Here is a 19,287-nt window from a genome sequence, read left to right on the forward strand (position 1 = left end):
TCAGTTCTTGCCCGTTAAAAAATATGTCGTGGTTTGAAATCCACGTGATCCGACAGGGTAGCCAGCGGTCACATTGTTGCCCATCTTAATGACCTCAATCTTGACCCCGTTTATGGTCGACTGATAAAGAGTCGCTCCATCAGCACGCGTAGCAACCGGCAACGTATCTCCGACTTGCTTAACAGCACCAATACTTTGAGTGGATGTCCAGCCCTCTGGAAACAACGTACTTGATTTGATATTTGAAACATTGCCATCACTGAACTGCGTTACTAACTTCGCGTTTCGTGTTCCGTCTGCATTCACGGAAAGCACCTCGACAGCGTATTTCGTATTGGAATTGGAGATTTCGCCGCCGTGTGCGCCAATTAATCGATTTGTCGGCACTCCACTTGCATTAGTGACTCGTTCACCAAATAGGATTTTGGCCTCCATCTCTGGCGTGATGACCGTTGTCACACCGCCTCCATTTGCTCCTTCACCATTTCCTGCAACCGTTCCCCTTCCTCCCGTGCTCGGCCCCAACCCCTCGGCCTTAGCCAGCGCCTTGGGAATGTATTTCCCTCCCAGGTAGGCAAGTCCAAGCTTGGCGGCGTCAATACCAATCAGCATAAGCGGATCACGCTCGCCAGGGTACGTCGCCAGATTAAATGAATCCAGCACGCGCTGGCCTTCACTGGATTGATAGGGTCCCGAAAATGCCGAATTTCCTTGTTGCATTTGCTGGTTCGACACACCGGCAATGCCAGCCCCAATCGGCACGGCCAGGCAGCCAAGGCCTAATGTTTCAGCGCATGACACCGCGCCCCCTGTGGCAATCACGCCTCCACCCACCACTCCCACAGCGCCAGCTCCCATATTGATGGCACCACCCACTCGAGTGACCGCCTCCCCGTTTCGAGTTAGCCCGTCTCGTACCGAGTCCAAAGACTCATAAACGAATTCACCCGTTTTCTGAAGAATGGCCTTCTCGGCTGTGTAGGTGTCTCCCTGACGCTGCATGTCATTGAGTTTGATCCAGTTTGGATCGCTGTCGGGAATGCCGTCCGCACACCTGACCAAAGCGCACGCCGCCGCATCCAGTCGACGCTTCTCTTCAACCGTCTTTCCTGCTTTTGCCACAGCAAGTTTTTGGGTTTCGGTGTAATGCAGCTGCCGGTTATTGGCATCCACAGTCGCAGCAGTAGCCGCTCCTTGCGCGCCACCCACGGCAGCACCAATGCCCGCCGCAGTGAGTGTCGCCACGGTTTGCGCCAGCGCCTTGGCCGCGCTATCGCTCAGACCCGCATCTACCAGTCCTTGTTGAATTCCATCTTGCAAGGCGTTCATCAGGTTTGCGGAGCTGGCACTGGCTGCCGCTCCCGCCGCGCCGTCAAAGCCTCCACCCAAAGCACCAACGACGGTATGAAGCGCGATCCGGTAGATGCCGCCCTCATCCCATTTTTTGGCTTCGGTTTCGTTGTTTTGACTCCGCAGTTCAGCCGCCTGACTAGCGGCGAAGCTCGCTACCGCCTTCGGTGCCTCCCTCGTAAACGCCTGCGTGATCTGCATCTGCGCATTGATCTCACGCTGCACCTTGTCGGCATCAAAGATTTTCGCCAGCCCGGTTTCCGCATCCGTGCTTCTGACGGCGGTATTGCCCGCAATGCCGCTGATACCCGCGCTACTGGTGCTGCTGGCATTGCCTTTCTCACTGCCAAGGCCCAAGCCCAGGCCGCTCATGCCGATTTTCCCCGTCGGCTGCTGGCTTGTCCCCACGCTGATGCTGACCGACTTGGCGTCATAGCTCGCGCTGTTCTGAATGTCGCTGATATTGAGCGTTCCGCCGGTCTGGAAGCTGTTCTTGCCCTGCTCTACCGCAGTCTGGTTGCTCGCAATCACGCTGCCGTTGAGGGTGGTGTTACCACCCACATTGACCTGGAAGCCGCCGTCGCCGGCCTTGATGCCGCTTTGCTGGCCGACGCTGTTGAAGTTGCTGTCGATGTTGCTTTTGCTGGCGTTGAAGCTGCCGCTCATCTTGCCGAAGCCAACGCTCAGTGAGCCGCCCATGCTTTTTTGTTCGCTGGTGTAGGTGCTGGTGTCTTGCAGCGAGGCAATATTGAGGTTGCCGCCCACGTCGGCCTTGACTTGCTCGGCCTTAACCACAGCGCCTTGCAGCGTGGTATCGCCGCCGCTGGTGATGCTGACCTGCTGGCCGGCCTTGACCTGGGTGTTGGTGTAGGCCGTGTCCGTGCCGTCGGCCTTGCCTTTGCCGCCGCTGGCGCTGGCGTTGAATAGCAGGCCGTCGGTGCCGAAGCTGACACCCAGGCTGCCGGAGCTGTTGCTGTTGCTGCTGTTCTGGCTTGCGGTGTTCTGCGCGGCCAGCAGCTTGACCTGGTTGTCGGCCAGCAGCTGCACGGCACGGCCGGCTTCCACGTTGCTGCCCTGTATGGTCAGGTTGCTGTCCTGCCCTGCGCCGGTAGCGGCGATGGTGATGGTGCCGCCAGCGGTGACTATGCTGCCATTGGCTGTGTTGCTTTGGCTGACCGAGTTGCTCTGGCTTTCGCTGCTGCCTATGCTGATGGCGATGTTGATGCCGCCGGCTTTGTCTGCGGCACTGGGCTCTGCATCGGTGTTGGCGCTGGGGTTGTTGCCGCCGGTCGGTTTGGGGAGTTGCCCGGCCTGGACGGCGTTGTAGGCGTTTTTGGCGGCGAAGGCCGCGTTGGCGACTGCCAGGCCTTGCATGCGGCTGTCTTTGGTGTCGCCGGCCGCGTCGCTCATCTTGTCGATGGTTTGCATGGCGCTGATGACAGGCGAGGTGATTTCCAGCGTCAGGCCAGTCTGCTTGAACTTCTGCTCGGTCTCGCTGCGACTGGTCTCGCGGGCTTCGACGATGTCAACCTTTTTGGCGACGATGGTGACGTCTCCGCCCGGGGCCATCACGTCGCTGCCGACCTGTTTGTAAGCCTCGTTAGCCACCAGGGTGACGTTGCCGGCGATGCTGCCCACAGTGCTGGCGGCGGCGGTGGTGCCGCGGTTCTTCTGGTCGGTGGATTGTTCGCGCGTGCCGACGGTGATGCCGGCACCTTCGCCATCGAGCAGGCCGGACTCTTTCTTTTCGTAGAAGGAGGTGGAGCTGCTGGTGTTCTGCGCAGCCTCGATGGCGATATTGCGGCCGGCGGCCAGTGTGGTACCCGCGTCGCTGACGATGCTGGAGCCTTTGACGTTGATGTCTTTGCCGCTGACGATGGTGACCGTTTTACCGCCCAGGCTGGAGCCCACGGCCTTGTCCTGCTCGCTGCTGCGGCGCTCCGTGGTACTGCTGGAGCTGAAGAGGTCGCTTTCGGCGGTGGTCAACGCAAAGCCGAAGCTGTTGGTCTTCCGGCCTTCGGTGATATTGACGTTGTTGCCCGCGCTGGCGGTCAGGTCGCCGCCGGCCTGCACGTTGGCGGCTTTGGCGTTGAGGTCCTTGCCGGCAATCAGGCTCAGGTTGCCGGTGGTTTGCAGCTGGCTGCCCACGTCGGCGGTCTGGCTGTCGCGCAGGAAGTGGTCTTCACCGCGCGACTGCAGGCTGCTGCTGGCGGTGGCGACGGTTCCCAGGTTGATGCTGTTGCCGGCGCTGATCACGGTGCTGCCGTTGGCGCCGCTGTTGGAGATGACGCCCGCGATGATATTGGCGTCGCGCCCGGCACTGGCCACCAGGGTGCCGCCCGGGTTGCTGACATAGAGGCCCGCCACACGGTCTATCCCCGTCAGGCTGAAGCTGTTGGAACTGGTGCCGCCGGTCTGGTTGCCGGCGCTGCTGGTGGTGGTGACCACATTCAGGTCCCGCCCGGCACTGGCGTTGAGGCTGGCGGCGGCGATGATTTGCCCGCCGATGTTGTTCAAATCATTGCGGGCGGCCACGGTGAGCGCATCACCGGTGATGCGCCCGCCCAGGTTCTGCACGTTCTCGGCAGTCAGGTTGACGACGGTGCGGCCGGCCACGGTGCCGGTGTTGCCCATGTCGCCGGCCAGGTTGATGTTGACACTCTTGCCGGCCAGCAAGGCGCCTGTGGGCGCGAGGTCGCCGTCCTTGACCTGCACATAGACCTGGGGCACCAGGGCGCGGGTTTTGCTGCCATCGGCCAGCGTGATTTCCTGCTCGACCAGCCAGACGATGTCGCTGGTGAGCTGGGCCATCTGGATGGCGCTCAGGGCGATACCGGGGCGCAGCTGGTATTGCCGGGCATAGGCGATGCCGGCGTCCATCAAGGCTTTGTACTGGGCTTCGTCGCTGGTGTAGTTGCCCAGGAAGCGTTGGCCGGTAAGCTGGGCCACTTGTTCGTTGATCAGGCGCTGCTCGTAAAAACCATCGCCCAGCCGCTTTTGCGTGACGCTGGGATCCAGCGCGAGCTGGCCCAGCATGTAGTCGCTGCCCAGCCAGTTTCGGTAGTTGGCAAAACGCGGGTCGGTCTCAATCAGGAAGCCGCCGGCCGGATTGGGATTGAGACGAAACAGGCTGGTGGTGGGGACGCTGAGGTTGACGGGCACGGTGCGCACGCCGGCCGCGCTGAGCGCGCCGGGCGCGCTGGGGCTGCCGCCGATGCTGGCGCCGGTGGCTGCGGCCACCCGTGTGCCGGTGCCGGCGGGTGCGCTGAAGCTGCGGCTTTGGAAGGCATTGAGCGTGACGGTTTGCGGCACGTCCTGTGTGTAGGGACCGTCGCGATAGGCGTTGTAGTTGTAGTCGCAGCCGTCAAAGCCGCCGCAGCCTTCGTTGTAGTTGCTCCAGAAATAGGCAGTGCCATTGCGCTGGGCGTTCACGCTGACGGTGCGGCCCCGGTTGTCGACGGCCTGGCCGGTGATGTTGAGGGCGCCGCCCGCGATGATCTGGCTCTGGTCGTTGACGAGAGCGGTCGCCGCATGCAGCGTCATGGCGCCGGCGCTCAGTATCCGGCCTGGGGCGCTTTGGGTGACGACGGGCGTTTGCGGCGACGAGGTGTAGTCGCGAAAGCCCTCGACGGCGACGGCGTTGGCAACGACGGTCATGCGCATCGCGTCAATCTGCGCCTGCAGCGCGATCCAGGGAGCGGGGTCCACATCCGACGAGGCCTGCGGCCGGGCCACCCCAAAAACATCCCACACCGGGCTGCTGGCGTCATAGCCGAAAAACGCCGCGACGGGCGTTGACACCAGGCCGTCCCGGGCGCCCGTCAACAGGTAATGCGCTTGAACGTAGGCGTTGGGGCCGAGGAAGTACGGTGCGTACTTGGGGTCCGAATAAGGGGCGCCCTTCAGAAGCAGACGGCCCTTGCCGTCAACATTAAGGTGGCCGGTGTAGGGCGGTATGCCGTCTTCCGACGCCCAGCGTCCGGGACCGCCGTAAATTTGCTGCAGGCCCGTCGTGTCCCAGTAGGCGTAGCCGCCGCCGACACCCGCCTTGTAAGTCTCGGCACTGACCACCCAACCCACGTCGTTCGGCGAGTAATTGCCTTGCGCCGTGATGTACTCCCTGACGCTGCCGCCGCTGGCGCTGCCCGTCTGTACGGTGTAGGCGAAATTGGGATTGGTGTTGTTGATCTGCCCGGCGGTGATCGCCAGGCCGCCCAGGGACTCGATGGTGCCGCCGCTGTTGTTGACGGCCAAAGCCTGGCCGGTGGCACGGCCGCCGGCGTCCAGGCTGCCGCCTATATTGAGCGCGTCAGCCGCAGTGCCGCCGCTGAAGAGCAGCGCGCCTTCGCCGTTGTTCAAGGTCTGCGTGCCGATGTCAAGCCGCGCTCTGGCGGCGATGACGGCGTCAGCGCGCGTGCCGTTCACGGTCTCGGTGCTGTTGTTGACGGTGGTAGCGGCAATGGCGACATGGTCGCCGTAGATGCGGCCGGTGCCGATGTTGGTCAGCGTGGCGGCGTTCAAGCGGGTCTCGGTACCATCGATCAGGCCGCGGTTGGTCAGCGTGTTGGCGGCGCTCACCGTGGTATTGACGCCGCTGATGACGCCGGTGGCGGCATTGTTCACGTTGGCGGCCGAAGCGGCCAGGCTGCGCCCGGCCTGCAGCTTGCCACTGTTGCTGAGGTTGCCGGTGGTCGAAAGCGTGACGTCGCGGTTGGCGATGAGCTCACCGGTGTTGCTGAAGTCGCTGGTCAGCGTGAGAGACACATCCTGCTGCGACAGCAAACTCCCGTTGCCGCCCAGGCTGGCCGCGGTGGCCGCCAGCGAGAGGCCGGCAATGACGGTGCCGCCCGCATTGGTGACGGCCAGCGTCTTGGCAACGGCGGTGTCTTGTAAGGTGGCCGTGTTGCCCGCGCTGATCAGGCCGGCATCGTTATTGATGCTGCCGGAGCTGGTGAGGGTGGCGTTGTTGCTGGTGCGTATCGCGCCCGAATCGTTGGCGACTGTGGCGGCTGTGATGGCGATGTTCTTGCCCTCCAGGCCCTGGCTGGCGCCGGAGGTGTTGCTGTTGACGACGCTGGCAGCGGCCAGGGTGACGGTCTCGCCGCTGCGGACCAGGCCGCCTGTGTTGCTGATGGCGCCAGGCCCTGCGGCCACAGAGACATTGCCCACGGCTTGCAGCTGGCCGCCGCTGTTGTTGAAGCCGGTGGTGGTCAAGCCCGCGGTGGATTCGCTGACGATCTGCCCGCCTGCGTTGCTGACGTTGGCCGCGCTGGCGGTCAACGCACCCTTTGCGCCGATGGAGCCCGCTGTGTTGTTCAGGTCACCGGTCAACAGCGTGACGGCGCCCTGGGACGTGACGCCGCCCGCGCCGCCGCTGTAGCCCGCGGCATTTGTGTTGGTCAGCGTCTGGCCGTGGGTGTCCAGTGTCAAAGCGCCGGTGGATTGAATCAGGCCGGCGGTGTTGGTCAGCGCGCCGCTGTTGAGGGTGGTGGCACCGCTGGCGGAGACGGTGCCGCCGGTGTTGTTGAAAGCCTGCAGGTGGGTGTCAACGGTGATGGCAGCGCCGGTAAGGCTGCTGCCGGTGTTGACCAGGCCCGTGTTGCTCAAGGTGACATTGCCGCCGGCGCTCAGGCGCCCGCCCTGCGCGGCGCCGCCGGCCACGGTGTTGCTGGTGACGCCTGGGGTCGTGACGGCAAGGTCACCGCCCACCGAGGCGATGGTGCCGGACGCATTCGACAGGCTGGCGGCATTGACGGTGACCGCGCCGTTGCCCGCCAGCGTGGCTTGCGTGTTTTGCAGCGCGCCTGCGGCGTTGATGGCCAGGGTGCCGGTGGCCACGATCATGGCACCCGCTTCGTTGGCGAGGCCGGCGCCCGTGGTGAGGCTGCTGTTGCCCTGGGCGCTGATGACCGCGCCGGCGCCGCTGTTGGTAATGGCGCCGGTTGTGGTGAGCTGCACATGACCCGCAGCCTGGATGCTGCCGGTGTTGGTCAGCCAGCCGTTGGCCTGCAACACCAGGTCGCCGCCGCTGGCGCCTATGACACCGGCGTTGCGCACGCCCAGGCCGGTTTCCGTGCCTATCAGGTAAATCTTGCCGGCATACATGCCGCCCAGTTGGGCGACGTCGACGGCGTAGCTGGGCGCGGGGCCCGTGCCGGCGATGGGCGTGGTGCTGGTGTGGTCCGCACTGATCTCGTTGGCACCCGTGGCCACGCGCAGCTCCCTGGCCCAGACGCCGGCATTGAGCTGCACCGCGCGCGCCAGGATGGCGGTGTAGTCGGCCGTGCTGGTGTCCAGGCCGGCGCCGCCCACGCTGACGCTGCCGCCCTGCACCCGAAAGCCTTCGAGCGCGCCGCCGTTGAGCACCGGCGTGCCGGTGGTCAGCGTGACGCGGTTGGCGTTGAGGAAACCGCCGCCGTTGACGTTGATGCCGGCCGGGTTGGCAATGATGACTTCGGCGCGCTGGCCGGCGACCTCGACATAGCCGCGCAGCTGGCTGGGGTTGCCGGAGTTCACCTCATTGAGGATGACACGCGCCGGGCCGGTGGCCAGCCAGGGGTTGGCGCCCACAAAACCGCCCAGCTGCGTTTGCACATTGGTGCGGCTGTTGTTGAGGATGGCGCCGTTTGGCTGGACGTCGAACTGCTGGTAGGTGTTGCGGCTCACGCCGGCGGCCGACGGCGTCTGGATGTTGACCTGCGGCAGGCCGTTGGCGGTTTGCAGCACCGTGGGGCGCTGGCTGGCGGGCGCGCCGGGGGCTGCAACGATCTGCGCGTGCAGGCCTGGCTGCCAACACAGGACCATGCCCAGCGCGGCCAGCATGGCAAAGCGCAGCGGGCGCAACTGCGCCGTGAAGGTGATGCTTGTGCTGCCCGGCCCCGTGCCTTGGCCGTCCGCCGTTTTACCCTGTGCGCTGGCGGTCTCGCTGACAGCCATCAACTGGCCGCGTTTGGCGTTGAAAACAATGCGGTGACGGTTTTTGTTCACGACAGACTCACAGGGAAAAAGAAATGGAACGGGACAATGCAGGCCCCAAAGGCGGGGCGTGGAGCGACGTGGCGGATCAGTTGAGTTCGAGCAGGTCGGCAAGCTGCGCCGCAAACTCCGTGGCGCATTGGTTTACCGCCACGGGCGCGAGGTCCACCACGGCCTGGTAATCGCCTGCCTGCCACTCGCTCATGGGACGAGCGTCGCTTTCGTATTTGCAGGACTTCCCGGCGCGGACTTTGGGCATGAAGAAGGCGGAAGACTCGCGCACCTTGAATATCTCGGTTTCCAGGCGCAAGCGATAGCTTGTGTCGGCGGGGTCAAGGCTGTTGTAGACCAGCCGCCAGGTCGCGGAATTGACGACCAGGTTGCCGGCGAATTTCATGTCGCGGGTCTTGTCCTGGCCGGCAAGCCAGGCACTCACACGCTGCTGCAGTTCTCCGGGCAGCAAAGTGCGTGCCGGATTGGTCAGCCGTGCGGTGTTCACGGCGCCTTCGGGCGAGATGCCGGCAAAGTTGTCCTTGCTGACGCCCTGGAAGCTGAGCGCACGACCGCCGCTCAGAAGCATCATCGCCACATTGAGGACGACCTGCTGGCCGACGGCGTTGTGGGTGGCCTGCGGACGCACCACGCGCAACTCATCCATCACCTCCTTGACGGCCACGTTGTCGGGTCCAAAACGGGAGTAGCTCACCGCCAACTGTGTCGGGGCCGTTGCCACGGGTGTAGCCGCTGTTCCAGGCAGCGGCGTGGTGGTGGCGACAGGCGCAACGGCGTCGCCGGATGTGGACGTGCCGACCGCCGGCAGGGCCGGCGGAACGGCCGCCACGGATGCATCCGGTGAGGGTGTGCGTACTTCCGCCGCCTGGGACGCAGTTGCCGGTGTGGCCGTGGGTGCGGCCGCGTCCGGCGCTGCAGCCTGCTGCGCGAATGCGCCGGGACCCCAAGCCATGAGGTTGGCGATGACAACTGCGCAGGTACTGGTCTTGGAAAAAACGGGCATAAAGAAGACTCCGATTGAAATAAAAACGAATGACTAAAAACTGGCGCTCAGGCTCACGCCCAAAGTGCTGCCGGCGGTGCGGAAGAGTTCGGGCTTTTTGACGGGCGCGCCTATGAAGAAGTCGTACTGCAGCTTCTTGAAGCTGCCGCGCAGGCCGATGACGGCGCCCGTCAGGCGCTTGCCGACCAGCAGCTCGCTGCCGGGGCCGCCGACTTCGCCGTGGTCCAGGCCGATGTAGAGCTCCTGGCCGGTCTCGCCCAGCAGCGTGCTGAGTTCATTGCGCAGCAGCCAGCCGCGCTCGGCGCTCAGCGAGGATTCGCCGTCAAAGCCGCGCACGGTGTAGCGCCCGGCGATGGAGAAGCGGTCTTGCGGCGTCAGCGGCGTGCGGTTGAGCTGCAGGCGCCAGGCGGCGTTGTAGCGCAGGCCTATGCCGGCCAGCTTGAAGGGCAGCTGCAGGTTGGCATCGGCGTTGATGAGCGCAAAACGCGAAGTGCCCTCGCCAAAAGCTTCCTCGGGCGCGGGCAGCGAGCCGAAAGCGCCGGTGCCGCGCTTGTAGGCGAGGTTGCCTTCGAGTGTGGCCTGGCCTATGAACTCCTTGTGGCCGATGCCGAATTCCCAGCCGCCGACCACGCGGCGCTGCACCTCGACCTCGGTGTCGTCGATGAAGTTGTTCGAGCGGCGCTGGAAGGCCTTCAGGCTGACGGTGCTCTTGCGGCTGGCGTCGCGATACACCAGGCGCGAGAGCTTGAGCTCGGCATTGCTGCTGGTGCCGCGGTAGACATAGTCCTGGGTGGCGCCGGCCACGCTCTGGAAGTAGCGGCTGTCGCTGACGGTGGCGCCCAGCGTCCAGTAGCCCAGGGGCAGCGAGTAATGCACGGTGCTGCCGCGTGTGCCGCGGCTGCCGGGCTCGCCGCCGCCCAGGTCGGTGTTGAGCGAGACATAAAACAGGTCGTTGAGCGTCCACCAGTTGTCGTAAGACAGCGTGATGCCGCCCTGGTATTTGCCGGTGGCTTTGGAGCCGCTGTCGTCTGCGAAGACGGAAACGCGCAAAGGGAAACCCTGGCGGTAGCTGATGACCAGGTCGCTCTGGCCGGGTTTGGCGTCGTTGCCCTTGGCCTCTTCGATCTGGATGTCGGCCTCGGCCGTGGGCACGCGCTTGAAGTTTTCCAGGGCCTGCTCAATGTCGCGCAGGTTCAGCAACTCGCCCGGCTTGACGGGCATGGCCGTCCAGGCGTTACCGCGCGCGTCGCTGCCTTCTGAAAACCGTATCGCGCGTATGCGGCCCGGAAGCAGCGTGAGCGTGAGCACGCCGGTGTTCAGGTCCTGCGGTTCGGCCAGGATGCGGGTGGTCACATAGCCGCGGGCGATCACGGCGTTCTGCAGGCGCTTCATCACGATGGCGATGCCCTGGGTGCCCAGGCAACGGCCCAGCGGCGCATCGCCGGCATCGGGGCCGGCCGCCGCATCCAGCGCCCAGGCGAATTGCGAAGCCAGTGCGGCCGGCTCGCCCGAAACGCTTCGCAGTTTCAGCTCGCGAATCGGCAGGCAGGGCGACTCGGCGGACGGCAGCCTGTCGGCTTCGGCCTGCGGCGCGGGGGGAAGGCGCACATCGGGCGCCCTCTCCTGCTGCTCGCGCAGCAAGCGCTCACGTTCCTGGGCACGGCGCTGTTCCTGGTCGGCGCTGCTGAGCGGCGCGGGCTGGGCCCAGGCATGGCCGGCCAGGACGGCCATGGCCAGGCCGGCGCAGAGTTTGCGCGCGCCGCTGTGTGGTTTGACAGATTGTTGGGTGCGCTGCGGCACCGCCTCGAGTGATCTACCCAAGTCATCGTGTGGCTTGGCCAATCACGCTCTCCCTGATTCCGTTTTTTTATTGCCGGGCCCTTTGCCGGACATGCAAGCAAGTGTAATTTTTTAGTAACAAGAAAGCTGTAACTTCGTCTTTTTCCGAGCGGTTGGTGTTGGTTTTATCGGGAAACCACACTTAATTAGTAAGAGGGCTCAGCAAAATACAGCGCAACCGGGTGGGTGAGCGGTTTTTTGTATGCCACTGTGTCCACGCACTCCTGCGATACCAGCCCATACGCATCGCCCTTGGCAGGACACACCCGGGATACCTCGCGGCCTTCCAATGCCTGCATGGGCGGCTGCTTTCCCCGGCGCCGCGTTTCATCCCCTCACCACAAGGACCCGACCATGACCGCTCGCCGCCAATTCCTGGCCACCGCTGCCGCCGCCACAGCCGCCGCCTTTGCCATGCCTGATGCCTCGGCTTTTTTTTCGCTGGGCCGCGCGCCCACGGCCGCACCTGAGTTCGCGGGCATAGAGACCTGGCTCAACTCGGCGCCGCTGCGCATGGCGGATCTTCAGGGCAAGGTGGTGCTGGTCGATTTCTGGACCTATACCTGCATCAACTGCCTGAACCACCTGCCGGCCGTGAAGTCCTGGCATGAGAAGTACAAAAGCCAGGGCCTGGTGACGGTGGGTGTGCACACGCCGGAGTTCGCGTATGAAAAATCGACGAAGAACGTCAAGGCCGCGATGGAGCGCCTGGGCATACAGCATGCCGTGGCCCAGGACAACAGCTATGCCACCTGGCGCGCCTTCAGCAACAACTACTGGCCCGCGATTTACCTGGTCGACAAGAAGGGCATGATTGTCTACAGCCACTTCGGCGAGGGGCGCTACGCCGAGACCGAGAAGGCCCTACAGGCTTTGCTGGCCCAATAAGGCCGGCCCCGGGGCAAAATGCCGGGGTCACGCATTTTTCCAGGACAGCCATGCAGCAGCAGCCCGACCACATCCTCATTGTTGACGACGACCGCGAGATCCGGGAGCTGCTGGGCAGCTACCTCGAGAAAAATGGCTTGCGCGTGACCAAGGTGGAATCGGGCCGGCACATGCGCGCGGCGCTGGAGAACGCGGCGGTGGACCTCATCGTGCTGGACCTGATGCTGCCCGGCGAGGACGGCCTGACCTTGTGCCGCGACCTGCGCGCCGGCAAGCACAAGGCCATTCCCATCCTGATGCTGACCGCGCGCAACGAGGAGGCCGACCGCATCCTGGGCCTGGAGATGGGCGCGGACGACTACCTGGCCAAGCCTTTCGCGGCGCGCGAGCTGCTGGCGCGCATACGCTCGGTGCTGCGCCGCACGCGCATGCTGCCGCCGAATCTGCAGGTGGAGGAAAGCTCCCACCTGCTGAGCTTCGGCGACTGGCAGCTCGACACCACGGGCCGCCACCTGCTGGACGCCAGCGGCACGCTGGTGCCGCTCAGCGGCGCCGAGTACCGGCTGCTGCGCGTCTTCCTGGACCACCCGCAGCGCGTGCTGAATCGCGACCAGCTGCTCAACCTCACGCAGGGGCGCGACGCCGAATTGTTCGAGCGCTCCATCGACCTGCTGGTGAGCCGGCTGCGCCAGCGCCTGGGTGACGAGGCGCGCGAGCCGCGCTACATCAAGACGGTGCGCAGCGAGGGTTATGTGTTCAGCGCCGCGGTGCAGGGCCGGCCGGAGGCCGCATGACGGCGACACGTCCGCGCGGCTGGCCGCACAGCCTGTTCGCGCGGCTGATGCTGATCCTGCTGCTGGGCATACTGGCGGCCCAGGCCATGTCTTACCTGCTGGTGATGTATGAGCGCGGCCTGGTGGGCCGCGACCTGATGCTGGACAACCTCGAAAAAGACATCACGAGTTCCGTCGCCATCCTGGACCGCGTGCCGCCGGCCGAGCGCCCCAACTGGCTGCCGCTGATAGACCGCAAGAATTACCGCTACCAGCTGGACGGCGGCATCACCGATCAGGGCGGCGACAACGAGATCGCCGCGCGCGTCAGCGCATCGATCGCCCACGCGGTGGACAAGCGCTACCAGGTCACGGTCAATGCGATTCCCGGCGACCCCAAGCGTGTGCACATCCACCTGCTTCTGAGCGACGGTTCGCCGGTGACCATCAACCTCTGGGCCGCGGCCACGCCGATCTCGCCCTGGCTGCCGGCGCTGCTGCTGCTGCAGCTGTCGCTGCTGGCCGTCTGCGCTTTTTTTGCGGTGCGCATCGCGACCCAGCCGCTGCGGCGCCTGGCCCATGCGGCCGACGCGCTGGGCCCCGACCTCAAGGGCACGGCGCTGCCCGAAGGCGGGCCGACCGAGGTGGCGCGCGCCTCCAGCGCCTTCAACGCCATGCAGCGGCGCATTGCCGGCTACCTGGCCGAGCGCACGCAAATCCTGGCCGCCATTTCGCACGACCTGCAGACGCCCATCACGCGCATGCGGCTGCGCACCGACCTGATGGACGACGAAGAACAGCGCGGCAAGCTGCAGCACGACCTTGATGAAATGGTGGCCCTGGTGCGCGAGGCGCTGGCCTATGCGCGCAGCCTGCACGGCGCCGACGAGGCGCCGCGCAGGGTGGACCTCGACGCCCTGCTGGACACCTTGCGCTGCGACTACGAGGACGCCGGCAAGCAAGTCACGGTGAGCGGGCGGGTCGGCAGCCCCGTGATGAGCCGGCCGCTGGCACTGCGCCGCATCCTGAGCAACCTCAGCGACAACGCGCTCAAGTTCGGCAAGGAGGTCGAGCTGGCCGTGCAAGTCAATGCCGGCCAGGCCATAGAGATCTCGGTGCTGGACCGCGGGCCCGGCATTCCCGAAGCCGAACTCGAGGCGGTGCTGCAGCCCTTTTACCGCGTGGAAAGCTCCAGGAACCGCGATACCGGCGGCACCGGCCTGGGCCTGGCCATCGCGCAGCAGCTGGCCGCATCCATAGGTGCCCGCCTGAGCCTGGCCAACCGCAGTGGCGGCGGGCTGGCGGCGAGGCTGGTGCTGCCCGCTTCTTCGCCCGCTGAACCCTGACATCAAAAAAGCCGGCCTGCCCGATCACTCGGGCAGGCCGGCTTGGCCGTGCGCGGTCTGCAGGCTTAGAGCGGCTCTTAGACCAGGTTGATCTCCACATCGATATTGCCGCGCGTGGCCTTGGAGTAAGGGCACAGCTGGTGGGCCGCATCCACAATGGCGCGCGCCGTCGCGCTGTCCAGGCCCGGCAGGAGGACGTTCAGGCGTGCCTGCAGGAAGAAGGCCTCGCCGGCCGTACCCAGGTCCACCTCGGCATCGACGGCCACGCCGGCCGGCAGGCTGACTTTTTGCGCGGCGGCGGCACGGCCCATGGCGCCTATAAAGCAGGCCGACCAGCCCGCGGCGAACAGCTGCTCGGGGTTGGTGCCCTGGCCGGCGCTGCCGGGTGGAGAGAGCTTGATGTCCAGGCGGCCGTCGGCGCTGCGGGATTCCCCGTTGCGCCCGCCGGTGGTGTGGGTCTTGCCCGTGTACAGGACTTTGTCGAGATGGTTGATGGTGGTCATGGTGTTTTCCTTTTGGAGGGTTGAAGAAATTCTTATCCGCAGATTTCGCAGATTTACACAGATGAATGCAGACAAAAATCGTGATGCGCAGTCATGGCGCCGGCGTTTGAGGAGGCGAGGCCCTGAATGCAAATGCCTTTCTTAATCTGCGTAAATCTGCGTCATCTGTGGATTAAAAGGTTTTCTCGTATCGTCGATATCTCAGAAGCGCAATGTTGTGTACGCACGCGGCCGCTGGACACTCTGCGGTACAAATCTCCCGCACCCGTTGCGCGGCGATCAGCCTGGCCCGCGGCGCGCACGCCACACGACCGCAGGCCGGGAACTGATGCACTGGCAAGTGAGCGGGTTGCGCAGCTCATGCGCAAAGCCGCCCACCAAAAACGTCAAGGCCATCCAGAGTTTTTTCATGATGCTCAGCCAAAGGTGAAGGCATACACCTGCGCACCAGGGTCCAGGAACTCGATCTCGAACAAATGGTCGCCGGCCGAGGCCGGCAGCCTGACCAGCTGGTAGAGCCGATGCGCGTCAATCACGCCGCTGCCGTCCGCCGCGATGTCGCTGCCGTGGCTTTGGGCCGGCGGCTTGCCGTCGACAAGCACACGAAAGCGCACCGGCGCCGCGCCGGCATCACGGCCCAGCACCAGGTGCAGGTCGCGTGCGCGAAAGCGGTAAGCCAGGCGCGCGCCGGCCTGTAGCGCGACGGCGCGTTCGGCTTCCACCAGCCATTGCCCGCCCAAGGTCCAGTGGTTCAGCGCCACGCTCGCGGCCGCTTCGTAACGCTGCGCGCGGTCGGCCTGCAGGCCGCCGGCGGGCACAAAGTTCACCGCGCGCTCATGGCCCACATAGGTCTCGCCCGACAGCACCCGCTCGCCGGGTGCGGCCTGCACGCCCTCGCCCCGCACGGCGACCAGGCCGGCATCGCGCATGCCCTGGCCGCTTCTTTCGGCCAGCAGTTTCTGGATCAGGCGCTCGGAGGCTTCGTACTGCCCTTCGCCAAACACCTGGTGGCGCACCCTGCCCTGGGCATCGACAAAATACAGCGCCGGCCAGGCCTGGTTCTCGAAGCCGCGCCAGATCGCATGCCGGCTGTCGATGGCGACGGGGTATTGGATGCCCAGGTCCTTGACGGCCCTGCGTACATTGCCCTCGTTTTTTTCAAACGCGAACTCCGGCGAATGCACGCCGAGCACGACCAGGCCGGCCTCGCGGTATTTGTCGGCCCAGGCGCGGATATAGGGCAGCGTGCGCAGGCAGTTGATGCACGAGTAAGTCCAGAAATCAACCAGCACCACCTTGCCGCGCAGGTCGGCGCCGGCCAGCGGCGTCGTGTTGATCCAGCCGGTGGCGCCGGCCAGCGGCGCGAAGGTGCTGTCCTGCCAGGCTGTGGGTATGGATGCAGGTACGGGCGCAGTTTCGGCTTTTGCGGCGGCGAGCGGGATGGCATCGGCCACCGTCATTTGCCCATCGCGCGGCGCCTGCGCCTGAAAGACATTGATCAGCGTTTGCTCAATCCTTGAGGTGCTGCCCAATGACAGCCGGCTCAAGAGCCCGGTATCCAGCCCCGTGGCGATCAGCGCCACACCGGCCAGCACTGCCGCGCCCATGGCGCGCCTGGCCCATTGACTGATGCCCAGGGAACGCCGCAGCAGCGCATACACGCGCCCACCCACCAGCAGCGACAGCGCCAGTGAAGTCGCCGCGCCGCCGGCATAGGCCAACAGCAGCAAGGAGGTGCCCGCGTTCGCGCCCTGGATCGCCGCGCCCGTGAGGATCAGGCCCAGCACCGGCCCCGCGCAGGGCGCCCACAGCAAACCGGTGGCCACGCCCAGCACCAGCGAAGACAGCAGCGAAGGGTTCCCGCCTTCGCCGCCTTCACCGGAAGAGGCGATGCGCGCGCCCAGCGCCACCAGCGGCCGGGCCAGGCGGTCGGCCAGTTGCGGAAACAGCAAGGTCAGCGCAAACACGGCCAGCAGTCCCAGCGCCGCGATGCGCCCGTATTCATTGGCCTGTACCGCCCAGCCGCCGCCCACGGCGGCCAGCGTGGCCACCGAGGTAAAGGCCAGCGCCATGCCCAGCAGCATGGGCAGGCCGTTGCGCAGGAAAGGCTTACCGGCGCGCGCCAGCACAAAAGGCAGGACCGGAAGAATGCAGGGGCTGACGATGGTCAGCACACCGGCGGCAAAGGCAAGGATGAGAAAGCTCATGGCTGGGCGGTTTCAGGAGTGGGCACCCCGTGATTGAACCGCCTTTGCGTATCCGCGCTGTGTCGCCCGCACCGCCTCATGGCATGCGGCTGTATCCGCGGCCGGCGCGGATACACAGGCATACAAAACCGTGGCCGGTCCCGCCTGGCGCGCCTGCAGCGGCCGCCCCACGGCACACAAAACTTACCCTCAGTTGCTGTGGGCTACCCTGTGGATAAACCTTTGCACAGGCCCGCGGAGCCGCGCCGGCATTGGCGCGCCGCCGGATGCCCAAAATTTGACCATCCCGGCGTCCGGCGTGGCCCGGGCACCACCGGGGGCTTCAGGCCGCCATCGCCACCTCCAGCGCGCGCGACGCGGCGGCGGCCGCGGCCGCCACCAGCGCCGGGCGCGCCTGGCCGCGCTGGGCCGCCTTGTCGCGGTTGGCGCGTTGCACTGCCGCCACGTCGATGATGAGCGCAACATTGCCGTCGCCCAGGATGGTCGCGCCCGAAATGCCGGGCACCTTGCGGTAATTGGTCTCCAGGTTTTTCACCACGACCTGGTGCTGGCCCACGAGCTGGTCGACCAGCAGCGCGAAGCGCGTGCCCTCGGCCTGCACAATGACAGCGATGCCCTGGGTGGGCACACGCACCGCGCCGGCCACGTCGAAGAGTTTGTGCAGTTCGAGCAGGGCCAGGTATTCGCCGCGCACATGCATGACGTGCTCGTCGGCGGTGATGGAGTGCACGTCCTTGTCCAGCGGCTGCAGCGACTCGATGACGTAGTTCAGCGGCAGGATGTAGACCTCCTCGCCGACCTTGACCGACATGCCATTGAGGATGGCCAGCGTCAGCGGCAGCACGATGCGAATCGTCGTGCCCTTGCCCTGGACGGAGGCGATCTCCACATGGCCGCCCATTTCATGGATGTTGCGCTTGACCACGTCCATGCCGACGCCGCGGCCCGACACGTCGGTAACCGCCTCGGCGGTGGAAAAACCCGGCGCGAAGATCAGCTGCCAGACGTCCTCGTCCGGCATGGATTCGCTGACCGGCATGCCCTGCTGCAGCGCCTTGGCCAGGATTTTTTCGCGCACCAGGCCGCCGCCGTCGTCCTTGACCTCGATCACGATGCTGCCGCCCTGGTGCTGGGCCGACAGCGTCAGCCGGCCCACCGGGTCCTTGCCGGCATAGGCGCGGCGCTCCGGGCCTTCGATGCCGTGGTCCAGGCTGTTGCGCACCAGGTGGGTGATGGGGTCGATGATGCGCTCGATCAGGCTTTTGTCGAGTTCGGTTTCCTTGCCGACCGTGACCAGCTGCACCTGCTTGCCGAGCTTGGCCGAGAGGTCGCGGATCAGGCGCGGGAAGCGGCTGAACACATAGTCCATGGGCATCATGCGTATGGACATGACGGACTCCTGCAGGTCGCGCGCATTGCGCTCCAGGTGGCCCATGCCGCTGAGCAGGCGCTCATGCACCACCGGGTCCAGCAGGGAGGCGGTCTGCGTCAGCATGGACTGGGTGATCACCAGCTCGCCGACCAGGTTGATGATCTGGTCGACTTTTTCGACGTCCACGCGTATCGAGCTCGATTCCTTGTTCTGCACCGCGGCGGCGGCCGGCGCGTTTGCGGCGGCGGGCGCGGACTGGCTTGCAGGCTGCGGCGCGGCCGCTTCAACTTGCTGCGCCTCCACCGGCTGGGCTGGCGCAGCGGGCGCGCCCTCCTCGCGGATATCGATCTGCTCGGCCTCGATGATGAAACAGCAGACCGCAATCACGTCGTTGCCGTCGCAGCCGGTCTTGAGCCAGATCGTCAGGCTGCCTTCTTCCTGGGTCTGCGCCGTCACCTGGCCCAGGTTGGCCATCTCTTCGCTGAGCAGCTTGCAGTCGTTCTCCGACACCTTGGAAAAGCGCACCTTCAGGGTCCGCTCGGCCGCAGCCACGGGCTCTGCCTGCGGCTGGGCCACGGGTGCCGGCGCCGGCGGCGCGGCCACAACGGGCGGCGCGGGCGGCGTTCCACCGGCTTCCAGCGCGAGCTGCTGCAGCACCGCGCAGATCTCGGCCACCATGCCGGCTTCGGGCTCGGTGCCGGCCCTGTAGGCGCTCAATTGTTTTTGCAACACGTCCTTGGTCTCCAGAAAGGCATCCATCATCTTGGTATTGAGTTTGAGCTCGCCGTGGCGCGCCCGGTCCAGCAGGTTTTCCAGCAGGTGGGTGGTGTCGGTCAGCGCGACAAAACCGAAGGTGGCCGCACCGCCCTTGATGGAATGCGCGGCGCGAAACACCGCGTTGAGGTGTTCGCCGTCGGGCGCCTCCAGGTCCAGGCCCAGGAACAGCTGTTCCATCTCGGCCAGCAACTCGTCGGCTTCTTCAAAAAATGTCTGGTAGAACTGGGTGATGTCCATAGGGG

At 65.4% G+C, this 19,287-nt stretch carries 9 protein-coding genes; 3 read left to right on the plus strand and 6 right to left on the minus strand.

Annotated features, from left to right (window positions below):
• From AC1D09_RS15865 to AC1D09_RS15875, 3 genes are all read right to left on the minus strand, one after another.
• On the minus strand, window positions 1–8,337 hold the full coding sequence (locus tag AC1D09_RS15865; RefSeq protein WP_477660956.1) for a hemagglutinin repeat-containing protein: 8,337 nt from the start codon (window positions 8,335–8,337) through the stop codon (window positions 1–3).
• Between the two features lie 76 nt (window positions 8,338–8,413).
• Window positions 8,414–9,340, minus strand: coding sequence for a hypothetical protein (locus AC1D09_RS15870; RefSeq protein WP_477660955.1), 927 nt, complete (start codon window positions 9,338–9,340; stop codon window positions 8,414–8,416).
• Window positions 9,341–9,373: 33 nt separating this feature from the next.
• The gene (locus AC1D09_RS15875; protein ID WP_477661164.1) at window positions 9,374–11,071 is read right to left on the minus strand and encodes a ShlB/FhaC/HecB family hemolysin secretion/activation protein; all 1,698 of its coding nucleotides are present in this window, start codon (window positions 11,069–11,071) and stop codon (window positions 9,374–9,376) included.
• 462 nt (window positions 11,072–11,533) lie between these two features.
• Between AC1D09_RS15875 and AC1D09_RS15880 the strand changes: the two genes are divergently transcribed.
• The 3 genes from AC1D09_RS15880 to AC1D09_RS15890 are packed head-to-tail and all read left to right on the plus strand — an operon-like array spanning window position 11,534 to window position 14,186.
• Window positions 11,534–12,067 (plus strand): thioredoxin family protein, encoded by a 534-nt coding sequence (locus AC1D09_RS15880; RefSeq protein ID WP_477660954.1) that lies wholly within the window; start codon window positions 11,534–11,536, stop codon window positions 12,065–12,067.
• A 50-nt stretch (window positions 12,068–12,117) separates the two neighbouring features.
• Window positions 12,118–12,861, plus strand: a complete 744-nt coding sequence (locus tag AC1D09_RS15885) for a response regulator (protein ID WP_477660953.1) — start codon at window positions 12,118–12,120, stop codon at window positions 12,859–12,861.
• Window positions 12,858–14,186, plus strand: a complete 1,329-nt coding sequence (locus tag AC1D09_RS15890; protein ID WP_477660952.1) for an ATP-binding protein — start codon at window positions 12,858–12,860, stop codon at window positions 14,184–14,186. The genes AC1D09_RS15885 and AC1D09_RS15890 overlap by 4 nt, the downstream gene beginning before the upstream one ends.
• A 77-nt stretch (window positions 14,187–14,263) precedes the next feature.
• On the opposite strand, the gene AC1D09_RS15895 is transcribed toward AC1D09_RS15890, so the two are convergent.
• The 3 genes from AC1D09_RS15895 to cheA all read right to left on the minus strand — a co-directional run bounded on the left by AC1D09_RS15895 (window position 14,264) and on the right by cheA (window position 19,282).
• Entirely contained in the window at window positions 14,264–14,689 is a 426-nt protein-coding gene (locus tag AC1D09_RS15895; protein ID WP_477660951.1) for an organic hydroperoxide resistance protein, read from the minus strand.
• Window positions 14,690–15,105: 416 nt separating this feature from the next.
• Window positions 15,106–16,896 (minus strand): cytochrome c biogenesis protein DipZ, encoded by a 1,791-nt coding sequence (locus AC1D09_RS15900; RefSeq protein WP_477660950.1) that lies wholly within the window; start codon window positions 16,894–16,896, stop codon window positions 15,106–15,108.
• Window positions 16,897–17,218: 322 nt separating this feature from the next.
• Window positions 17,219–19,282, minus strand: coding sequence for a chemotaxis protein CheA (cheA, locus tag AC1D09_RS15905; RefSeq protein WP_477660949.1), 2,064 nt, complete (start codon window positions 19,280–19,282; stop codon window positions 17,219–17,221).
• Window positions 19,283–19,287 lie beyond the last annotated feature (5 nt).

Source organism: Polaromonas sp. P1_A2 (genome assembly GCF_056406895.1).